This is a genomic window from Chryseobacterium sp. 1B4 (genome assembly GCF_036631475.1).
In the GTDB taxonomy this organism is placed as follows: Bacteria; Bacteroidota; Bacteroidia; order Flavobacteriales; family Weeksellaceae; genus Chryseobacterium.
On record NZ_JAPNUF010000008.1, the window covers coordinates 296903 to 318223 of the forward strand.

The 21321-nt window shown below is 37.8% G+C and carries 21 protein-coding genes and 2 pseudogenes; 3 read left to right on the plus strand and 20 right to left on the minus strand.

The annotated features are described in order from the left end of the window. Positions 1 to 6: 6 nt before the first annotated feature. The 16 genes and pseudogenes from OWR28_RS17635 to OWR28_RS17715 all read right to left on the minus strand — a co-directional run bounded on the left by OWR28_RS17635 (position 7) and on the right by OWR28_RS17715 (position 14745). Positions 7 to 792: a sporulation delaying protein family toxin gene (locus OWR28_RS17635; protein WP_332387792.1), complete on the minus strand. Its 786-nt coding sequence runs from the start codon at positions 790 to 792 to the stop codon at positions 7 to 9. Between the two features lie 131 nt (positions 793 to 923). Further along, positions 924 to 1442 carry a DUF1648 domain-containing protein gene (locus OWR28_RS17640; RefSeq protein ID WP_332387793.1) on the minus strand — a complete coding sequence of 173 codons (519 nt, stop codon included), beginning with the start codon at positions 1440 to 1442 and terminating at the stop codon, positions 924 to 926. A gap of 56 nt (positions 1443 to 1498) precedes the next feature. After that, complete coding sequence (locus OWR28_RS17645) at positions 1499 to 2071, minus strand: Crp/Fnr family transcriptional regulator (RefSeq protein WP_332387794.1); 573 nt, start codon at positions 2069 to 2071, stop codon at positions 1499 to 1501. Between the two features lie 969 nt (positions 2072 to 3040). After that, a complete protein-coding gene (locus tag OWR28_RS17650) occupies positions 3041 to 4045 on the minus strand; it encodes an SDR family oxidoreductase (protein WP_332387795.1) in 1005 nt (334 codons plus the stop codon). Between the two features lie 387 nt (positions 4046 to 4432). Continuing rightward, positions 4433 to 5029: a Crp/Fnr family transcriptional regulator gene (locus OWR28_RS17655; protein ID WP_332387796.1), complete on the minus strand. Its 597-nt coding sequence runs from the start codon at positions 5027 to 5029 to the stop codon at positions 4433 to 4435. Positions 5030 to 5798: 769 nt separating this feature from the next. Further along, positions 5799 to 7541 carry a CocE/NonD family hydrolase gene (locus OWR28_RS17660; RefSeq protein WP_332387797.1) on the minus strand — a complete coding sequence of 581 codons (1743 nt, stop codon included), beginning with the start codon at positions 7539 to 7541 and terminating at the stop codon, positions 5799 to 5801. Positions 7542 to 7664: 123 nt separating this feature from the next. Continuing rightward, on the minus strand, positions 7665 to 7979 hold the full coding sequence (locus tag OWR28_RS17665; protein WP_332387798.1) for a helix-turn-helix domain-containing protein: 315 nt from the start codon (positions 7977 to 7979) through the stop codon (positions 7665 to 7667). Positions 7980 to 7996: 17 nt separating this feature from the next. Further along, positions 7997 to 8287, minus strand: a complete 291-nt coding sequence (locus tag OWR28_RS17670; RefSeq protein ID WP_332387799.1) for a cyclic nucleotide-binding domain-containing protein — start codon at positions 8285 to 8287, stop codon at positions 7997 to 7999. 209 nt (positions 8288 to 8496) lie between these two features. After that, a complete protein-coding gene (locus tag OWR28_RS17675; protein ID WP_332387800.1) occupies positions 8497 to 8763 on the minus strand; it encodes an Hsp20/alpha crystallin family protein in 267 nt (88 codons plus the stop codon). 373 nt (positions 8764 to 9136) lie between these two features. Continuing rightward, a pseudogene (locus tag OWR28_RS27105) lies at positions 9137 to 10278 on the minus strand (cation:proton antiporter domain-containing protein). Between the two features lie 240 nt (positions 10279 to 10518). Continuing rightward, the gene (locus tag OWR28_RS17690) at positions 10519 to 10785 is read right to left on the minus strand and encodes a hypothetical protein (protein ID WP_332387802.1); all 267 of its coding nucleotides are present in this window, start codon (positions 10783 to 10785) and stop codon (positions 10519 to 10521) included. A gap of 8 nt (positions 10786 to 10793) precedes the next feature. Then, positions 10794 to 11345 (minus strand): hypothetical protein, encoded by a 552-nt coding sequence (locus tag OWR28_RS17695; protein WP_332387803.1) that lies wholly within the window; start codon positions 11343 to 11345, stop codon positions 10794 to 10796. Next, positions 11342 to 12109, minus strand: coding sequence for a hypothetical protein (locus OWR28_RS17700; protein WP_332387804.1), 768 nt, complete (start codon positions 12107 to 12109; stop codon positions 11342 to 11344). The genes OWR28_RS17695 and OWR28_RS17700 overlap by 4 nt, the downstream gene beginning before the upstream one ends. Further along, positions 12110 to 13156 carry an HlyD family secretion protein gene (locus OWR28_RS17705; protein ID WP_332387805.1) on the minus strand — a complete coding sequence of 349 codons (1047 nt, stop codon included), beginning with the start codon at positions 13154 to 13156 and terminating at the stop codon, positions 12110 to 12112. It abuts the gene before it with no gap. Between the two features lie 10 nt (positions 13157 to 13166). Then, positions 13167 to 14501 carry a TolC family protein gene (locus tag OWR28_RS17710; protein WP_332387806.1) on the minus strand — a complete coding sequence of 445 codons (1335 nt, stop codon included), beginning with the start codon at positions 14499 to 14501 and terminating at the stop codon, positions 13167 to 13169. After that, on the minus strand, positions 14488 to 14745 hold the full coding sequence (locus tag OWR28_RS17715; RefSeq protein WP_332387807.1) for a hypothetical protein: 258 nt from the start codon (positions 14743 to 14745) through the stop codon (positions 14488 to 14490). Before OWR28_RS17715 ends, OWR28_RS17710 begins: the two co-directional genes overlap by 14 nt. Positions 14746 to 14832: 87 nt before the next feature. Between OWR28_RS17715 and OWR28_RS17720 the strand changes: the two genes are divergently transcribed. Next, entirely contained in the window at positions 14833 to 15621 is a 789-nt protein-coding gene (locus OWR28_RS17720) for an AraC family transcriptional regulator (RefSeq protein ID WP_332387808.1), read from the plus strand. A 207-nt stretch (positions 15622 to 15828) separates the two neighbouring features. Continuing rightward, entirely contained in the window at positions 15829 to 16983 is a 1155-nt protein-coding gene (locus OWR28_RS17725; protein WP_332387809.1) for a hypothetical protein, read from the plus strand. Between the two features lie 98 nt (positions 16984 to 17081). On the opposite strand, the pseudogene OWR28_RS17730 reads toward OWR28_RS17725, so the two are convergent. Next, a pseudogene (locus OWR28_RS17730) lies at positions 17082 to 17777 on the minus strand (DUF1826 domain-containing protein). A gap of 194 nt (positions 17778 to 17971) precedes the next feature. Here OWR28_RS17730 and OWR28_RS17735 point away from each other — a divergent pair. Further along, positions 17972 to 18790, plus strand: coding sequence for a helix-turn-helix transcriptional regulator (locus tag OWR28_RS17735; protein WP_332387810.1), 819 nt, complete (start codon positions 17972 to 17974; stop codon positions 18788 to 18790). Here the strand turns inward: OWR28_RS17735 and OWR28_RS17740 are convergent, their stop codons facing one another. The 3 genes from OWR28_RS17740 to OWR28_RS17750 form a co-directional block, all read right to left on the minus strand. Next, complete coding sequence (locus OWR28_RS17740) at positions 18791 to 19234, minus strand: YybH family protein (protein WP_332387812.1); 444 nt, start codon at positions 19232 to 19234, stop codon at positions 18791 to 18793. Positions 19235 to 19392: 158 nt separating this feature from the next. Then, positions 19393 to 19719, minus strand: coding sequence for a T9SS type A sorting domain-containing protein (locus tag OWR28_RS17745; protein WP_332387813.1), 327 nt, complete (start codon positions 19717 to 19719; stop codon positions 19393 to 19395). Next, the gene (locus OWR28_RS17750) at positions 19716 to 21257 is read right to left on the minus strand and encodes a hypothetical protein (protein WP_332387815.1); all 1542 of its coding nucleotides are present in this window, start codon (positions 21255 to 21257) and stop codon (positions 19716 to 19718) included. The genes OWR28_RS17745 and OWR28_RS17750 overlap by 4 nt, the downstream gene beginning before the upstream one ends. Positions 21258 to 21321 lie beyond the last annotated feature (64 nt).

Sequence of the window (21321 nt, forward strand, 5' to 3'; positions counted from 1 at the left end):
CGCCCATTAAGGAGCAGTTGCAATATCATTAACGAATACATCAATTATTAAAGGATCGGATCCTGAAACAGCTACTGATTTTCCTTTATTATATTGTTCTAATTTTGGGCCCCACCATTTAAAGTTCATATAAATTCCTACATTCATTGTTAATCCGATCGTATTGTGAATAGCAAACGCAAAATATCCTACACATACTAATGGACTACAAGGAGATAATTGTTCCATCATAGCCTGAGCTTTTGATGTTAATACACTCATCTCTTCTTCATTTAAATCCCCATCTTTATTAATTATATCTTGTAATTCGGGATCGTTTTCAACACCAGAAACAGCATCAGCCAATTCTGGATACATAATACCCAAATTGTCATATATTAATGGAAAGCCATCCTTTAAAGCATTTTGAATTCTTAAGTGATCTTTACTTTCGATTTCAGTTTTAAAATTTTCAAAATAATTTGGATTTTCTGACTTTACTACAGAAACGAATTTGCTAAATCTCTCTTTAAATAGTTCTTCCTTTACCATTCCCCCGTTTTCATACTTCTGAACATCGTCATTGTAAATAGATAAGTTTTTTGCAAAATCTCCATACGCAAAGAAAATTGAAGCGTACAATTCTTCTCCAGTATAATCTTGTATAGTTTTTGACATGGTACCTACATTCAGACTTTTTTTGTTTGTTGAATTATTTTCAATCTCATTGTCACCATTACTATTAACACAAGAAGTTATAACCAAACTTGTTAATAAAAGTGCAGTTAAAATAGCGGTTTTAGTTTTTCTCATTATTTAATAATTTAAGTTAATTGGCAAATTTCAAACATTAGTTTATAAAAAAAAGTGAACTATTTCACAATTTTCCCTTATTACAATTAAAAATTCATTTTTGGAATATAACTAATCAACATTTTGTTTTATTACATAGAAAACAACTGGAATAAAAAATAGGCAGAAAACAAATAAAAAAACCAACTGCCTAACGAAATAGAATCTCCAACTGCTATTTCTATCGTTCTAAAATCGATGATTATAAATAAAATAAGAATAATTGTTTTTATAATTCTATTTCTTCTTGTAGCTAAAATATATTGTGTTTTAGCATTGTCATCGGTAATTTGAACAGAATAAGTAAACTTTTCAGGATATTTATTAAATATTGTTAAAAGAACAAATGCAAATAAACCTATCACTGGAAGACCAAAGATTGATAGTTTTGATCCATAACCATCTGGTTGCCCAGCTCCATTAAAGTGCGTTGGAACATTATCTGGAAGATTGGAATAACTGTTTATAATGATAAACCAATAAGATATTAATAAAACAAGTCCTACAATTTCTAAAATTTTGTCAAAAAGAGATAGGTTAATTTTAACTTTAGGTTGTTCGTTCTTTTTGTTTGAATTATTTGAAAACATCATGATATTTTTATTTTCCACAATAATAATATTTACAGTAAACCTCTAGAGCTTCGAGCTTAATTTTACTCTGGTTCTTAAAAAAGTCTTTTATTTTTTACAAGATACTCTCTAGAAACTCCTAAGAATGAAGCTAATATATGATCATTAACTCTTTTATTTAAATTAGGAAAATATTTTTTCAAATATTTTATCTTTTGCTGAATATCATTGGATCCTAACATATATAAATGATTAACATGTGTAATATTACATAATTCTAATAGTTGAATGTAAATTTCTTTAAATACATGATTATTTTCTATTAATCTTTCAAAATCATTTTTATAGATTAATAATAGCTCCGTATCTTCTATACACTCAATAATTTCTTGATTTTCCTCTTTACCAACAAAACTTTTCATATTTGTCAGAAAATTATTTTCCCCAACAATCATTCTTGTAACTTCTTTACCTTTATCATTAACATAGTAAATTCGTAATAAGCCATGATTAACAAAAAATAATTTATTACAAGAGGAATATTTATCAATTAAAATTTGTTTTCTTTTAGTTTGTATAGGAATAAAATAATTCTCAATATTTTGTTTTTCTCCTTCTGATATCGTATTATATTTTTTAAGAAAGTTGATAAGTTGTGTATGTCTCATACATAATTTATTGTTCACGCGGTTATTAGATTAAAAAAGCTTATATTTTTAGACTATATTGCTTTCTATTAACTATAAATAGTTATAATTTGTTAGCAAATTAGCATTTTTTTATAAAATAGTTTATTAATTTTCTTAATATTTTTAATATGCTGGTTATGCCATGCAACTACTAATCATCAAACACTAAATTTTGGCTAATATTACGCCGCATCAATCTATATTTAAAAAACCCTAAAAAAGTCAGCAAATATCTATAACATTACAGACGATTTAGCCTTCCGCCAGCTTAGTCTATTTATCGCATATTTGAATTTCATAAGCATTGGATGATCTTGAAGATGTCTGCAGAAGTTTAAACTTATTTTTGAAAAAGGTAGAATTATGATGATCGTAACAGGTTATCAACAGCAGGCTATGTACCTATATCCGGTTTTTTATTTTTCCTTTTCGATGCAACTAGTGCGTTTTAGGAATTATTCTAAAGGGGATGTGTGGAAGGTGATGGGAATCATAAATTAAAAAATCCACTTTTTTAACAAGCAGATATGTTTTGTTTTTTAAATTAATTGTAAATTTTGTTTGGATGATTTAGAGTTGAAAAGTCAATTGCACTTACTTTCCCCTTATACTACACAAGCGCCTCATTATAAAGGCAATTGACTTTCTGCATTGGAAAGTAGTTCATCCAATCGGAACAAATTACAACAAACCAATTTCTTAAAATCAATAACTTACATTTTTATAAAACTGTAAGAAATTTTTCGGAAATTGGTTTGTTTGGGTCAGTTCACTCTATTTATCCCTTTCAGAAGCATAATTATTATTTTTAATATTACCCACAGCAAAACCTAAAAGGGGTATTTTTCAAACAATCCGACTATATAAAGTTAGTAAAAGAAGAGTCATCAGCATCCCAATAACTTCAATTGTCAGGAATTGAAAAATTCTCTTTTATTTGTGATGATACTACGGCTGCCCTTTTCCTCCTGCTGCCCCGTAAATCTGCCCTGTCGCGAAACTGGCATCATCCGCTGCTAGCTGAACGAATATAGATGCCAGCTCTGCTGGCTGTCCAGGCCTTCCAAGAGGGGTATCGCCGCCAAATTTTTGCAGATTTTCCTGTGTCTGCCCGCCACTTACCTGAAGAGGGGTCCAAACAGGCCCGGGTGCAACACCATTAACCCTTATACCTTTCGGGCCAAGCTGCTTAGCAAGAGATTTCACATAATTCGTTGTTGCTGCCTTGGTTTGTGCATAATCATAAAGATCAGCGGAAGGATCATAGGCTTGAATGGACGATAGCCCGATAATAGAAGAACCCGGTTTCAGATGAGGTAAAGCAGCCTTTATGATCCAAAAAGGGGCATAGATATTTGTTTTCATAGTCCAGTCAAAGTCTTCAGAGCTAAGATCAAGTATAGATTCATTGGCTTTCTGATGTCCTGCATTATTGATGAGAATATCCAGTCCTCCGAGTTGCTGTACAGCCTGGCTGACCAATTGTTTACAGAAATCTTCGCTACGAATATCACCAGGAATGGCAATTCCTTTACGACCTTCTTTCCTGATGAGCTCTATTACCTGTTTGGCATCGTCCTCTTCCGCCGGCAGATAATTAATGGCTACATCCGCTCCTTCCCTGGCATAAGCAATGGCTGCAGCCCTGCCGATTCCGGAATCACCGCCCGTAATCAATGCTTTTCTTCCTTCCAATCTTCCTGAACCTACATAGCTTTTTTCTCCATGATCGGGCACCGGTGTCATTTTACCTGCCAGCCCGGGAAAAGGTTGCGACTGTTTATTAAAAGGTGGTTTGGGATATTTGTTTCGGGGATCAGTAAGCGCTTTAACATTCGATTTTCTTGTATTGCTACTCTGTGTCTGTGCCAAAGCACCTGGGGCAACCGCGGCGATGGCAACGGTTGCGGCTATTTTTCCGATAGCGTCTCTTCTTGTTATTTTACTTTCCATATCAATATAAATTATTTGGTGTTTAAGAATTCTGTAATTATAAACAGGCAGCAAAATTCCCAATATTCAGAGCGCATTCCAGCCGGGTACTGATCGTCAGCTGTCAGGGATTAAAGCCACTATCCCGATACCTCACTTACAAATAATGAAAGGTTGTAATGGGTGTAATCTCACTGCATTATAAATGAAGTAAAGTATAAATGTAATGGATTGAATAGCAAAAGTTTTATGAGACAAATCATAATTTAACCAGGTTTTCATTCATCGCTGCTTAAACCCTTTTATGAATTGTCCAGATCGAAAGAATTGTAGTATTATTCAAAATTATTTTTAAGCAATATGAACACCGGTTTTAAATCTTTAAACAGAGTGATAAATATTCCTAAATCAGTACAAAATCTGTCGCCCATCCAGTTTAAGAATACTATCCTCTGCCATCTTTTTAATGGTACGAATGACCGTTTCGACACGTAACCCTGTTAAATTGGCAATCTGCTGTCTGGTAAACGGGACTTTGTAAGAATAAAGCGTTTGGCTGGATGAATTTTCTTTGTAATAATCCAGTAAAGATTTTATCTTCAACACAGGATCTATGGCTGAATTACTGAACAGCATTACATATTTATAGAAAAGGCGGTCTGAAAGATAGCGGAACATGGTAAAAACCAGTTCTATATTTTCACTCAGCATATTTAAAAAACTGGATTTTGGTAATTTAAGAATTCTGCAGTCGGTTCTGGCAATGGCATTCATCGGATAATTCTTATCTCCAAAAAGTAAAGATTCCCCGAAGCTTTGCCCTTCCGAAATGATATTCAGGGTGAACTCTTTTCCATCTTCATGATAATTATTCAATTCTACTGTTCCCGTAACAATCTGGAAAAAATAATGGGGAGTGCTTCCCATTTCATAAATATTTTCCTTTGCGGGATAGTCCTCATAAACTGTTCCATTTTCGAGCAAGAGATCTTCATCGATAATCATACTATTTAATTTTTTTGTTACGCTTACGAATGAATATCTCAGTAAAATCGGCAGTAATTGTAAGTGCAAATTTTAAGCAACCCAGGGTTTTCTCTCAAAAGATAAAAATCATGGGTGCTGAACATTGTTTCGTAAATCTTCAATTCCGAATAGCTGCCAATTTATTTTCCTGACTCATCGGTATAAAGTCAGGTTGGTATTAATAAGGTAAAGATTGAGGTATAGAAAATATAATTACTCTCATGAAGCGTTATAGTATGGCCAGATTGGGAATCATTATCTCCTTTTAAATCTTTGTAACGCTGTGGGAATATTCGACATAATCATTGGTAGATAATGCAATTATGCATTAATTGGCAATACCACAATATTATTAGCTATAGAACCGTGATCATATGAGTTTTAATGGTAATATTTCTGGTTCTGTGGGTACATCTTTCGATAGGTAATAATATGCTCCTTTCTCTGCCATTTATTAAAAATAAGTTTCTTACAACGGTTAGTTTGGGTCTTGTTGTTCTTATTTTTTATTTTTCTTGATCTTATTGTTACAAATATACCAGGATAATAAAATCTGTATTATGACGCTGGTCATACGAAAACAAAAAAGAAACTACAGAGTATCTATTTTTCGATAGGTGAATTGATGCCTTTCCTTGGGGCAATATTAACAAATATATGAATTTCAGAATGATTTCAAATCGTTTTAGCGGTTTCTGTTGACGTCCAAATGGGGATGAATTCAAATTACCGGAACTTAAATCAGCTATTATAAAACAGGAATCTCAACAAAACTATCGTTATACCAATGAATAATCAATGGCTCTTTGGCATCGGCAATGGTTTCGGAAGTTACGGTCTTTCCGCTTCCATAATTCAGTTCTGAGAACGGGTTTTTATTGATATTCAGCACAACAACCAGCCGGCTTCCCTTCTGCAGCTGTTTGCTGACCAGATGAGTATTTTCAAAGGCGATGGTTTCTTTTTTACCGGGGGTCAGTAATTGTCTTTTAGTATGGTCCCTGGCATAGCTTGCTCTGCCGATATAGTAAGAAAGATGAAAATATTTACCTTCAGGAGTAAGCTCGTAGAGTGTTACCCCAATATCTGCATCTTTTTTATTAATGCTGATTTTGATGTTCCCAAGGAATAATCCGTTTACCAGCAAAGCATCCAAAGGCTCACTTATGAAAACGTAACCGTTACCGGATACACTTTCCCGAATAATGGGATCAGGGTAATAATCATTATTGCTGGTTGTACGGTCTGCAAAATCTACTTTCTGAACTAAATATTTTTTGGGTTCGGGTTTATTCAGGCTTAACAAATACTTATCATCCTTCACCTTCGCAGAGCTTAGATACAATCTCAGATATCTGTTGTGCATGGCATCGATTGAAGGGGCGCTTCGCCATTCATCTGTTCCCATTACCTGATAGTTTATTTTATCTTTCAGAAAAGAAGGCTTTTCAGCACCTTTCAGAATATAATCCAGCCATTGATAGGTGTATTCCCTGATGGGAAATAAAGCATTTTTACTCACGGTATATCCGTTGATGACCTCCTGCCCTCCCATTTGTGTTCCGAAATGACCATAAGGGCCAATTACCAGATAAGCAGGTGTTTGAGGACTGTATTTATTAAGCTCACGCAGATAATATATTCCTGAATTCTGAGAATCATTATAATAGCCGTCAAATGCCAGTACGGGAATATTAATTCCGGCAAAGTCTTTCTTATACGGAGCCATATTCTGCCAATAGGAATCAAAGGCAGGATGGCTTATCCAACGCTGAAAAAGGCGGTTCGGGGTGCCATCAATACTATCCATTTTACGATAGGCAGCTCCGGTATCCCACCATCTGAACATCATATCCCGGAATCTTTTCCGGTCGTCACCTGTCTTGTTATCCAGATATTTATTATTGCCTACATAAAAAGACCATTCATAATTAGGATTGATAAAAATATTATTTTCCATAGGTAGTCCCATTCCCGGGCGATTGGCAACATATGGGACAATCGTTTTCAATGCGGGATGCAGTTTTTTAGCTGCGGCCCATTGCGTAAAACCGTTGTAACTTCCTCCGTACATTCCTATTTTACCATTGCACCATGGCTGCCTGCTGATCCAGTCTATCACATCATAGGCATCTTTTCCGTCAGTTTCATAAGGATAAATCCCGGATGGGCTGAAACGCTTGCCTCTTGTATATGCCATAACCCCTACATATCCTTTATCTGCAGCTTCTTTAAGCGATTGCATATCCCGTCCCTGATCCCGAACATAAATTGTAAACTGCAGGACTACCGGCAGAGGAGCATTATCACTTTTTTTGCGTACTACCATTGCAGAAATTGTTGCCCCATCTCTTGTACGGATCATTACGCTGTCCTGAATGCTGTATATACTTTCCTTTTCCTCCCGGCTCCCCCACAATGTCTGCTGGGCCTGTACGGTTGGTGCCAGTAAAAAATTCAATAGGATCAGAATAACTGTATACGCTTTCATGAGATTATTTTTAAAGAATTAATAATGCAGCATAAGGGCTAACTATAGGGTCTTTCACCTTATCATTAAGACAGTTGTTATGGAAGAACTGTTACATTCTGATTTTAAATTGATTGCCTGTGATTATTTCACGTACCCCTGACATCTGATTTCAGAAAAAATGCGTCGTCCATCCAGTTTAAGAATTCCATCGTCTGCCATCTTTTTAATGGTACGTATGACTGTTTCGACACGTAATCCCGTTAAATTGGCAATCTGCTGTCTGGTGAGCGGGACCTGGTAAGAATAAGGTCTTTGGTTTAGTGAGCTTTCCTTGTAATAATCCATTAAAGATTTTATCTTCAGCACCGGGTCTATGGCTGAATTATTAAACAGCATTACATATTTATAGAACAGCCGGTCCGAAAGATAGCGGAACATGGTAAAAACCAAGTCCATATTTTCACCCAGCATACTCAAAAATTGGATTTTGGCAGTTTAAGGATTCTGCAATCGGTTTTTGCAATGGCATTCATCGGATAATTCTTATCTCCGAAAAGTAAAGACTCTCCAAAGCTTTGCCCTTCCGAAATGATATTCAGGGTGAACTCTTTTCCATCTTCATGGTAATTATTCAGCTCAACTGTTCCCTCAACAATCTGGAAATAATAATGGGGAGTACCTCCCAGCTCATAAATAATCTCCTTTGCCTGATAATCCTCATACACTGCTCCATTTTCAAGTAAAAGATTTTCATCGATGATCATATTACTCAGTTATTTGTTATGGTTTCAAAAACAATATCTTAGTAAAACAGGCATTACTTTTAGATGCAAATTTTGGACCACTCTGATTATTTAAAACCTATAAATCAATAAGTTACACAAAAAAACATCACCAGATCTATCAAATAATACTGCGATACTAAAAGAGTATAAAAATAAAAAATGACTGCCTGTAGCAGCCATTTTCTGTTTTATGATATTTCAATCATTCGAGGTGGTTTCTGCTTGGCATCCTCTTTTTTAGGAATGGTCAGCATAAGCAACCCGTTTTCATATTTTGCATTAATGTTATCCTGGTCCACAACATCTCTCGGAAGCTCAAAACTTCTCTGGAAGGACTGATAACTGAATTCTCTTCTTGTAAAATTCTCTTCTTTTGTTTCATTGCTGTCCTGTTTCATGGATGAAATAGTCAGCAGGTTACCATCCAGTTTGATCTGAAAATCATTTTTATCCATTCCCGGAGCAGCAACCTGAACTTCATATGCTTCACCGTTTTCCTTTATATTTACTGATGGTACCGTTGTACTGGTAGAAGAGTAATTGTTATTTCCCCAGTTAAAAAGTTCACGACCAAAAAATCATCAAAGATGTTTGAAAAAGCCAGGTTGCTGTTTCCGTTTCTTCTCACTAGATTATTCATAGCAATTTCTTTTTAAATAAGTTTAACAATCATTTAATTACACGTCAGCCGGCCAGCTGTATATGAAAAATTGATCAAAAAAATACCAGTTGACAAAGTGTGATATTTTTTCCGCATTCCTGTCAAAATTTCAGTTTTCTGACATATAACTGTATATAGAATCTTTCATGCATTTCATTCCTTTACTTTCAGGCAGCCTTATTTCTACGGAACTTAACAGAACAACTGATCCAGATAGTAGACAGCAGAAGTGATAAACAGGTAATTCCCAGGCCGGCTTTATAAAGATCATATCCCACCATTCCTGTTTTATAAGCAATGGAAAGGGCAAGGATTCCAAATTCTCCCGTCTGGGACAGCAATGCACCTCCATAAAAACTGTCTTTCCATCTGAAGTTCAATATCCTGAAGAATATAGATGACATGACACTGTTGCTGATCAGTACGACTAAAGTACCTATGGTAATAAGCGTATAATTGGAAACCAGATAATGGAGGTCCAGCCTCAAACCAATGGATACAAAGAAAAGTGCCACAAAGAAAACCTTGAAGGGCATCAGGGAATGTTCAAGCCAGTGAAATGCCCTGATCTTTCCTACTACGACTCCGGCAATAAAACTTCCCAATGCAGCACTTAAACCAACAACTTCTGCAACAAGACCAAACCCAAGGCAGATAAAAAGACCGGAAAATACCTGCAGATCATGGTCATTTTCAAGAAACGTACTTGAAAATCTGATTTCCCTCAGATGCCTTATTTTTCGAAATATTAAAAAATCCCGATACAGATAGCCAGGGGAATGACAAAGTTCAGCATATTGAACTTTTCACCATTCCAAAACTTCAGCAGGGTCAGAACCGGGGCCAGGAGAAGATCCTGCAGCAACAGAATATTAAGGATAACAATACCAAAAGCTGTATGCAGAGTTCCGTGCTTCTTCAAAAACTCCACAACCACAGCTGTACTGTTAAAGGTAAAGAGGATTGCGATGAGCAAAATACTTTTAAAATCAAGTTTAAGAATCCCTCCAAGCAAAAAAGCGAACATAAAGCTCAGCAATATTTTGATGCCCTGAGCCAATACAGGTTTAATAATAAGGCTCTTTTTATTGGGAACATTGATTTCCATCCCGATAAAAAACATCAGTAATAAAATCCCTGCCTCACCAACCGCCTCTATTTCTTCAGGCTGGTCAAAGAGCTTTACTCCGTAAGGTCCCAATAGTACCCCTGCTATGATATAAGCAATAAGATAAGGCTGATGAAGTCTTTTCAGTAAAAACATCAGTCCTAAAATTGTCATACACAAAACACATACTGTCCAAAGCATATCTCTGTAACTGTTTATATTTACGTATTACCAATCTTACAATTCAAGCTGAAAAACCGTCTTTTAAACGGCAGTGTCCAGTAATGTATACTCACTGATAAAGCTGGCTGGCTTTCAGGGGATAACAAAAAAAATACCAGTTAAAACAGTATGATATTTTTTCCGGATCGCTGTCAAAATTTCCAGATTGGCTGACGGGTTTTAATCTTATCATTACCAATTCTTGCATTTTAAAATGCTTTAATAAGGTATATTTCCTTTCCTTATTCTAAGCATTACCCGCTGAATGCCGGGAAATAATAAGAGTATTATAATAACGCAAGCCAATCCCAAAAGCATCCAGTCATAATAATCCCGGGTTGCCCGGGCTAAAATCTGTTCCCGGACCATAGTGTTAAACTGGCTTGTGGAAGCACCTTTTGCTGTATACATATCATTACCGGCAATCATATACTGATTTTGAATATCCAGCAAAGTAACCGGCAATTGCAGGTTCGTTTCGGCCACTGCTTCCCTTATTTTCTCCTGACAGCTGATTTTGTAAACAATTGAAGCTCATTATTGAAGGCCAGACTGGCTGTGAAACCAATAAATCTGGCCAGTATGCCGACCAGCGAAGCATTGACCGCAATCCCTGGCGGTGCAGCGGATGCCGTAAATGAAACAATAGGAACAAACAAAACGCCTGTTGCCACACCATATATAAACATGGGCAGAAGAAAGTCAGCGGTTTCACCCTGTACAGAAACAAATGCCAGCATATAGGCATAATATAAGGCCATCATACCAAAACCTGCAATAATAATCCTTATCAGATTAAACCCCATCAGTACAAAACGGGAGGTAACAAACATGCTCAGCACAGTTCCTGAAATTACCGCCACCCAAACAGGAATGGTGTTCAAAGGATCATTTCCTAAAATAACCTCAAGATAACCATAAGCAAGCCCGGTACTTCCTTTGAAAATATAAAACATAAAGAGCAGCATCAGACCTGCAATAAAATTCTTCGCCCTGAAAATCTGCAGATTGATCAATGGTCTTTTAAGCTTCAACTCCCTGATCACAAAAACGTGAGTACAGCCAGATTACCGACACTGAGCAAAACAATTAACGGATTGTCATACCAACCCAGCAGCCGTCCATATACAAGGATATAACCCAGAATCAAAATAAAAGATACATACAACAGATAGCCGGCCCAATCCACCTGATAAAGAGGAATCTTTCTGGTAAATCTTGCTTTGCCGTTCATTGTTATCAGCACCGCCGCTGCAAGTAAAATGAGTATAATAATGAATCCCAAAAACAATCGGTTGAAATCATAAAAATACAGCAGTATACCAGAATAGACGGAATAGAGCGGGGCGGCAATTTGTATGCTTCCATATAAAAGACTGTAGGCAATTACTCTTGCACGTGCAGAGTGTAATCTTGGAAAAATAAGCTGTAAGACGATCCCGGACATCAACGCACAGGTAATCCCCTGTATAAACTGACAGATCAGAAACAACGTCCAGTCTTTGAAATAAAAACAGATGACAGAACATAAGGCATTGGCAGCCAATGCGGCCAACAGATATTTTCTCGGGGCAAAATATTTTACAATGCGGAAATCCAGTGCCAGAAAAGCTACGGTAGAGCCATAAAGAATGACCATACCATATTGAACATCAGCAGCCTGTATGCCGTAAAAACCCATTACTGAAACAGGACTTCCGTAATAAGCAAAACCAAACAGGCAGGTCATAAGAATGGCGAATATGACGGATCTTGCCATCCATTCGGAAACCCAGGGTTTAAAAACCGGAATTGTATATGCCTGCATCATTTACTCTTTTAAAACATAGACATTCGCATTCATTCCCGCAGAGAGTTTTGCCCGTTTTTCAGGAGTATCCACCAGCCTGATGCGGACAGGAATACGCTGGGTAATCTTAACAAAATTACCGGTGGCGTTATCCGGAGGCAATAAAGAATAACGGGAACCTGTGGTTGGAGAAAGTGATTCGATAACCCCGTTGAACTGCTCATCCGGAAAAGCATCTACTTCTACTTTTACAGCCTGGCCCGGCCTGAAGCTTCCGATCTGTGTTTCTTTAAAGTTGGCAATTACCCATTTTTCTTCCGTTTTATTCACCAGAAATGCCAGCGTCTGTCCCGGCTGTACCAATTGTCCTTCCTGAATGGTTTTTTTACCGATCTGGCCGTCAAAAGGTGCAGTGATTACAGTATATTTAATATCGAGTTCCTGACGTTTGAGCAGGGCTTTTTTAATCTGTATTTCTGCTTCTGCCGCATTCCGCTGTGCATGAAGGTCCTTGAGTTTGGATTCAGCAACCTGAAGAGAAGCTCTGGCCTGTTCATAATCTGATTGTGTGATAGACAATGTGGTACTGACGTTGTCGAATTTCTGTTGTGTGGCTGACTCATCTGCCAGGAGATTTTTATACCGTTCAAACTCTTTCCTCTGCTGGTTTAATCTCGCCTGTGCCCCCGAAAGCTGTGCTTTTATAACCTCAATACTTTTGATCTGTGTTTCTTCATTAGCTGCCAAAATAGGTAATTTGGCATATGAACCGGCCAGTTCTGCTGATGCGGCATCTCTTTTTAGCCCATATTCATCTACTTCAATCACCACGAGTGTATCTCCTTTACGAACCTGCTGATTATCTTTATAGTAAATCCGGCTGATATATCCGCCTACTTTTGCATTAACAGGAGACAGATAGGCATCTACCTGTGCATCATTGGTTTGTTCATAACGGTATTCCTTTAAGAAATACAGGACTCCCCAAATAATGATACCCGCTAATAATGCGGCTCCCAGCCATTGGGTTAAGCTGACAATAAGTTTATCTGTTTTATTTTTGTTCATAATATTTATATTAAAGAATTCCTGCGATAGCCAGTAACCGGATGCGGCCAAGCTTTACATTTGTTTGTGCAGTGGTTAAATTAAATCTTGCTTCCAGCAAAGCATTTTCTGCCTCCAGGAGATCAGTCAGCAGTGATTCCTGATGGAGGTAACTGTTTCTGATCACCCGAAGTGTTTCTGTTGTTTTTAAGATATTCTCTTCTGCAGTTTTCACACTTTCCAAAGCCTGTTCCTGCTGGAGATAGGCTTCTTTTATCTGAAGGGAAACTTCATCTTCTTTAATCCCGGCTTTTTCTTTAGTTTCGCTGTTTATAATCCGGGCACGGGCAACGGAATGTTTACTTTTGTATAAATTATCGATAGAAAACTGTACTTTGATTCCTGTTTGTCCGAATCCCCATAAATCATTTGAGTAAGGATAAAATGAGATCTGCGGATAGGTATAATTATATGTTGAATACAACGATATTTTGGGTAACCTAGCTGCTTTGGTTTGCCTGATGTTTAGCTCACTCCACTCAATATCACTGTCTGCCATCTTAAATTCAGGGGACTGATTGAGGGCAGTGTGCAGATAGCCTTCATAATCACTGTCCTGAATATATTCAGTTTCGTGACTGTTTTTATAATCTATCAGCAAGGGTTGTTCCTGGCTACGTCCCATCAATACATTCAAGCGTTGTTTTTTAATCTCAATTTTCTTTTCTATGTCAGACAGGTTTAATTTCAGCTGGGATAATTTGACCGAGGTTCGCAACACATCGCTTTTTAGCACCACTCCGTTTTGGTGTAAGCTTTGAATAAGCGATAGCTGTTTGTTTTCTGCAGCAATTTCTGCATTGAGAAAATCACGGAAGTACAGAAACTTATACAGATCAAAATACTCAACTGCAATATTGTATTTCAGATTATTTCTTTGTTGTTGATCTTCATATTGGCGGCGTGTTTCTTCTTCCTGCTTCATTTTAATATGTATTCTTTCCTTTCCGCCATTGAAGAGGTTAAAATTCAGACTGTACCCCGCTCCGTAACCATAGCTTTTTACAGGAACAGCCTGTGGAGAGGAGAATAAGCCGTCATTATACACAAGAAATCTGGAATTAAGTTTTATATCTCCACCCAACGAAAGCTCCGGCAGCTGCCGGTCTCTGGCTTCCAGTACTTCTAATTTACTTTGCTGAAGATATAAACCTGAAAGGTTCAGCCGGCGGTTATTCATTTCGGCAGCTTTCCACATTTCTTCCAGACTTGTTGCCTGAGAAGCTGCTGTATCCTGGGCACGGAGAAAAGATGCCGACAGCAGCAATACAGCCCCTGATACCGCAACGGATTTATATATTTTCATGAATTTTATTTTTTGTGTCTGTTTGTATTTTCTCTTTTTTAAAAAGCCTGTATTTTATTATTCTTCTTAATTCATCAAAAGCCCAGGTCAGATCCATCAGCGGTATAAAAGGATATGAGCAGGTAAAAGGGCAGAAATCAAATACTTCACTATGGTCTTCCGGATAAGATGTTTTACTGTTAAAAATTTTGTCCTCTGCTCTCATTTCAGGAGATTGACCGGAACTTGCTATGCTATGTTTCATTATGCTTATTTTTTATGTACCAAAATTATTCATGAGGATAAATTATCTTTTTATATAATTAGCCTGATATTTGTTATATTTGGCCAAATGAAAATTCTTAAGCAGCTCATAGACAGTGTAGATGAAAATCCTGACTCTATCCTTGTGGTAAGACAGCAGACCGAACAGCAGCTGCCTTCACATCAACATGACAAAGCCCAGCTTCTACTGGTTTTCGGAGGGATTGCCTATCTGCAGACAGCCGAAAAGGATTTTTATATTCCGTCCAGCCATTATATCTGGATACCGGGAAAATATCCCCATAACCTGATGTTTAATACTCAGGATCTGTATATTATCAACATCTATTTTCCTGAAAAAAATTCTGACGGTTTTTATAATGAACTTGGAATTTATCCGGTGAGCAAGCTGTTATCTGAAATGCTTGCCTTCAGCGAGAAATGGCAGGGAAATTATTATAAAGGTTCCTGGGAATTTCAATTTCTGACCACGTTAAAAGATCTGTTACCGAGGGAAAATCTTAAAAAGTTTTCGATTCAGCTTCCTACAACGGATGATCAGCGGCTAAATGCTGTTACAGACCGTCTTAGAAACCAGTTACATGAAAAGCTTACTTTAGAGAATACGGCAAAGGAGTCAGGGATGAGTGTGAGAAGCCTGACAAGATTATTTCAGACCAAACTTCATATCACTTTTATTCAGTATATAAAAATGCTGAGGATCATCCGGGCTATGGAACTTATCAAAGATACTGACCTGAATATGACTGAAATAACGTATGAAATCGGGTATTCCAATATTGCAGCTTTCAGTAATAATTTTTACCAGCTGACCAATATGAGGCCTACCGAATTTAAGGCAATGTCAAGAATATAAATTATAGTAGAAATTTTGCAGCTCCTCCTCATTAAAAAATAGCGAAAACGGGTAATTTCTTAGTATTTGTCTGCTGCGGTAACTTTATCAAAAAAGAAGTACCATGAATACTATCATCAAAAAATTATTCATTATAAGCGGACTGGTTTCACTTATTAGTTTCTGTTCCTTCCTGTCTGCACAGGTTTATCCTATCGGCCAGTTTTTTTGACAACGTACGGTCAGTCCTTTACCATGTACAACACGGGGATGATTGTTCAGGATGGCAATCCGGGAAATGCAGGTCAGGCAGTATATGACCAGACGGGAATTAACTATTTATGTCTGCCGTCAGCTGTTCCTTATCAAAAGGCATTTTTCCTGGATTTTAATAAAAATATTATCGAACTGGATTACAGATATGGATATCGGGTTGTTGGGTATTCCAATATTCCTGTCCCTCCTCCACCGGTTATGCACCTGCCAAAACCAATTTATGATAATCAGACAGGGATTGAAACTGCTGACGGTGTAAGGCCTATACCCAAACAGATTGTTGATGAGCAAAAACCTTTCGGAGATGTTATGGTGACGAGCGAACAAGCTGCCGTAGACTGTTATAAGAATTCTCTGAACTTTGACGGCACATTAAACCAGCTGGAATTCGGTGACTGTATGGTGACGAATATGGCTGGCAGGAAAGAACTTGAAATTTACAAATGTGCCAGAAATTCGTCCACCCCGGAGGAACAAAGCCTTTGTATGCTAAGTATACTAGGTGGTTCTAAAGAGAAGCAGATTACTCAGGATATGATGAAATGCTACAAAGAATATGGCGATCATTACGAAATGTATCCGTTATGTTTTGCTGATAAGGTAAATGACCCTGAATTAAAGCAACTGGTATCCTGTTTTAAAGACCAGGCCAATAGCGGGGAAATATCTTTTATGGGAACTGCTGTCTGCTACGGCGCAGGCAGGCTTAATCTGAACACAGAAGCACAGATAGCCGTAGAGTGTGCTATAAGTACAGGAGGCCAGCCTTATGCATTTGCGGGTTGTGCCGGTGGACAATTGACCTACCGGGAATTAAGTAAATGCTTGACCAACGGAGTCGGCGGTGATAAAGGATGTTTTGGAAAAAACAATACAATTGTTAAAGGACTGAACCAAATCGGAGAGGCGCTAAAAGATCAGTTTGGCCCCACAAACGATATCGTTAAAACATGGAATACTACAGTTCACGATTTACAATATGGCCCCGGGAAAAATCATGAAGCGGTAAAACTGGTCAGAAATATAAGCAATGAACTGGGAAAAGCAGGGAATAACGTAGCGAAGGAGATCAGAAAAGTTGTTCCTAAAATAAAAATTAAATGGTAAAGACCATCCGGCGGAAATAATTTATCAATCACAAAAAGTCCGGCATTTTTCTGATGCCGGATTTTTTAAACTGGTAATTTCTCATTGAAAGGCCGGCATTAGCAGATCAGCAGCAACCGGTATTCACCATCATTTTCTACAGGTGCCCTGTGAACACATGGCAATGCCTGCTGGTCCGGATGATCTACAGCAATCCTCCAAAGATGCCCTGTTCCGAGATTGACAGGTTCTGCATGGGGTTCAGGCTGATAATGAAGGTCAAAAAATAGTCTTTCAGAAAGTCTTCAAATTCTTCTTCCGGACCATCATGTAATTTTTTGAGCTGTTCCCGGATTTCAGGAATTAAAACTTTCTGTTCCACCTGGTCATTAGAAATAATATCACTTGCAGCTCCGTAATAAGTACACAGAAAAGTATCGGTTCCGACAGGTGAACGATCCACATGGTAAGAGTAGACATCTGTTGAAATAAAGCCGAGTTCCTCATCCCGTTCATAATTTTTAAGCAAATTAAGAACCGGAGAAGCTCCAAAATCTGTCAATAAGCGTAAGTCATTTAAAATAATTTCTCTTGCCTTATTTCCTTCTTCTGACAGATCCAGTTCCAGAAGATCACCGGAAGAAACTTCGGTAATACTCTTTTAACTGAAGCTTAGAAACAATTTCTTTAAAATCACCAGCCAGGTTTCTCTGCCAGCAAATTGCATTTCTGACTCCCTGAAAACGGGTATTTATAAGTTCGGAAAAGGAAGAAACCACCTCTATCTGAGGATTTCCAGAAAATGTATCGCTCATATTTTTAGATAAACCTTTTGCGGTTTAATTCTCTGCAAAAATACGGAATAGGTAATTCAAAACCTTCAGCATAAAAATTCCGGCATCTTTTGATATTGGAATTTTCAATTTAATGCTATCATTTTTAATTCATATGATATTTATTCCTAACTTAGAATAAACGATGCATCAATGAATTAACACCCATAACAGCTATGCAAATTTTACCATCTGACCGCTTAGCACCTTACATAAAGAGTTATACCATTGTTACGATTGACGAGGACCTCAGGGATGAAGTGTTTTATCCAAGCGGATATGCAGACCTGATCATCAATATTTCCGGTGGTTTTGCAGCTACCACGATCAATGGCAAGCAAAAAGATACTCCGGATATAGAATTTCTGGGGCACCTCACCCTTCCCACCCGTCTCAGTGCAGCAAAGGGAACTTCAGTTCTCATAGCAAGGATCTATCCGCATGCCGGACACTTATTTTTTTCTGATCCCTTGTCAGTGTTTACGAACTATGCCACTGATATGTACGATATAACAAAAAATGACAGCAGAGACCTGTATGACCGTATCATGCATGCCGCTGATATTTATTCAAAAATCCATGTTCTGGAAATGTATTTTCTTCAGCAGCTGAAAAAGAATGAATCCCGGATAAAGAAAACCGCAGTAGTTCAGGCACTCAGCCAGCAGTTTTTCATGGGCCGGCACGCGTTGGATTTACCAGCGGCAGCAAAAATTTCAGGGCTATCGGAAAGATATATTCAGAAGCTTTGTCTTGCCCATATCGGGATAAGCCCTTCCTCTTTTGCGGCTGTAATCAGATTTAACAAAGGCCTGCGCATGGTTCTCAACACCCAGGAATCACTTACAGGTATCGCTTATGAATGTGGATATTATGATCAGGCTCATTTTACCAAAGAGTTTAAAAAATTTACAGGTATCACTCCCTCTGCATCCAGACATTCCCTGATTAAAAATGATACGGATCTTCAGCAGGCTGTCAATATTGGCTTTTGATTATTTTGAAGGATGATTGCTGCTGAACATATCACGATGCATTTTCCAGCCGTCTTTTGTGTTCTTCCAGATCACAATCACTTTGCCGTCATCCAGCTTTTTACCTTCCAAATCTGTCATTTCATAATAACTTTCTTCTGTGACCGAAGTTTTACCATCTCCATACAGATTTTGAATCGTAAACTTAACATGAACCTTGGGCCCGTTCTTAAAGAAACCGAGTATTGCATCTTTTCCGCATAGCGGGACAGCATTGGGTGGAAGCAGGCATGCATCACTGGTATACCGTGTAAGGATAGATCCGTCGTTTCTATTCGCCAGATCAGCATAGATTTCATTACTGGCTTCTATGGTCTTTCTTACTGTTTTCATAAGATCGGTGTTTTGAGCATTACACCAGAAGGTAAATAGTAATAATCCGCTCAGGGTAAGTAATTTTTTCATTTTAAAAATTTTATACAAAACAAAGCATTCCCGAAGGCAGAAAATTGTAAAATTGCGAACAGCCAATCTTTTTTAATCAAAAAAATATCCATAAAAAAACAGTGTCCTTTGGAAGGCACTGTTCAATATATAAGGTTATTAATTTTCAGTTTTGTTTTTTACTTCTTCAGTATTTTTTCAGTTACTGTTGAAGATTTGGTTTTAAGTTTAATATAATATACTCCTGTCTTAAGAGAAGATAATACTACCTGTTCCTGCGCCATAGTCAAAGTTCCCTGTTTCACCAGCTGTCCTGCAGCACCAAAGATCTCATAAGAAACCAATGGTTCTTTGCTTCTGATGGTAAGTACATCCTGAACCGGGTTAGGGTATAACTGTATTCCTGCCTGAACAGCCGTTTCTTCTACTGACATCTGGCTGCATGCTGATTTTGCAAATTTTGTAAAAAAAGACTGAGATTTCCCACCTGCTACATTAACTGTCATTGTACTGACATTATCATTGGGGTCTGTAAATAATTGATCATGAAAAAGCCGCCTGCTACATAGTTTCCATCCTGATCTGCAGCTACTGTTGTAAATTCATCGATAACATAAAAGTTACTGCGGATCTCTCCCGTTCCCAAAACCTCTCCGGTATCTTTATTAAGCCTTACCAGTAATGGATCTGACCGGTCTCCATCGGGACGTACCATAGCATAGCTGCCCCAGATATCAGACCAGCTTCCTTTGGCAAATGCTATTTCATTTCCATTAAAGGCAAGGGTCCCCTTAGTAAAACGATAACCGAACTGAAGACCAGACATTCCATCCGGAGTCCTTGCCCACTGCACGGTACCCGAAGCATTGATCTTCATTACAAAAGGCACCGCTTCCACATAGCTTCTCAGTGGAAAAGTATAAGTCCCGAAAGTGGCAGGTACTGTTATTCCGTTAAAATAACGTCCTGAAATATAAATATCTGATGTAGCCGGATCTTTTATAATGGAATGAATTTCATCATCCGTACTTGTTGTACCATTGTTAATCTCCCTTCTCCATACCTCGGCTCCGGTGGTACCATCAAAAGCAAGCACATAAGCGGCTTTCGTAAACGGAACATTATTATAGGAAAGATCAATCAGATTACTGAATCCCGGATCCATTCTTTTACCCGCAAGATAATAGCGGTTCAGACTTTCATCATACACCAGATTAACTTTTCCTTCTCTTCCCACAGCATTTATGGCATCTCCTGTAATGGGAAGAAGCAAAGGAGCAGCCGGTGTCATATTACCACCATCATAATTGAACTTAACCGCATAATACTGGTAGGTTGAAGTATAGGTTGAAGGTACTGTAATTAACCCGTTTAAATGCGTTCCCGCTCTGAATCCCATGACAGCATGGATATTTTTGGATGAATCCATATACATTGTCTGAACATCGCACATGCGGGAGAAAAAACTGACATCTCCCTGTAAAGGCTTGCTCCATGCCAATGTTCCGTCTGAAGTATTATATTTTAAAAGAAAAGCTGCTTTGTGGGCAGGATCTATCGTCTGATCATAATACGTGTAAAGAGGCAGTGTATGGGTATCATCAAAATGTACCGGAGTAGCATTCGGATCTCCGGCGTAGGAATTGTTATAGATTGTAGCTACCATGTACAAACCTCCGTTGTTATCCACTTTAATATGCCACGCATTTTCTCCGTTTCCCGTACCTCCTATGGGTCTGGACCATCTTATATTTCCCGTACAGTCTGTAGAGAACAGGAAAAGATCACTGAGCCCGTAGCTGGTTACCGGTGTTCCATTCAGGTTTTGTCCCTGTTCACGCATTGTTGCAAGATAGTAGGTATTATTGTTGTTGTCTACTACAATATCCCTTATGGATTCATCAAAGATATAATGAAATCCCGGATCAGCAGAACCCGTGAGCCCTCCTGCCTGCTTCCCCCATTGCCATTGGTAAGTCTGGCTGAAAGATAACGCCGGCAAAATCAGAAGTAATCCCCACAATTTGTTTTTTAATTGTATCATAAAAATTCATTTAATTATCAAATACTATAAAAAAACAGTGCTCTCCGAAGAGAACACTGCTTTA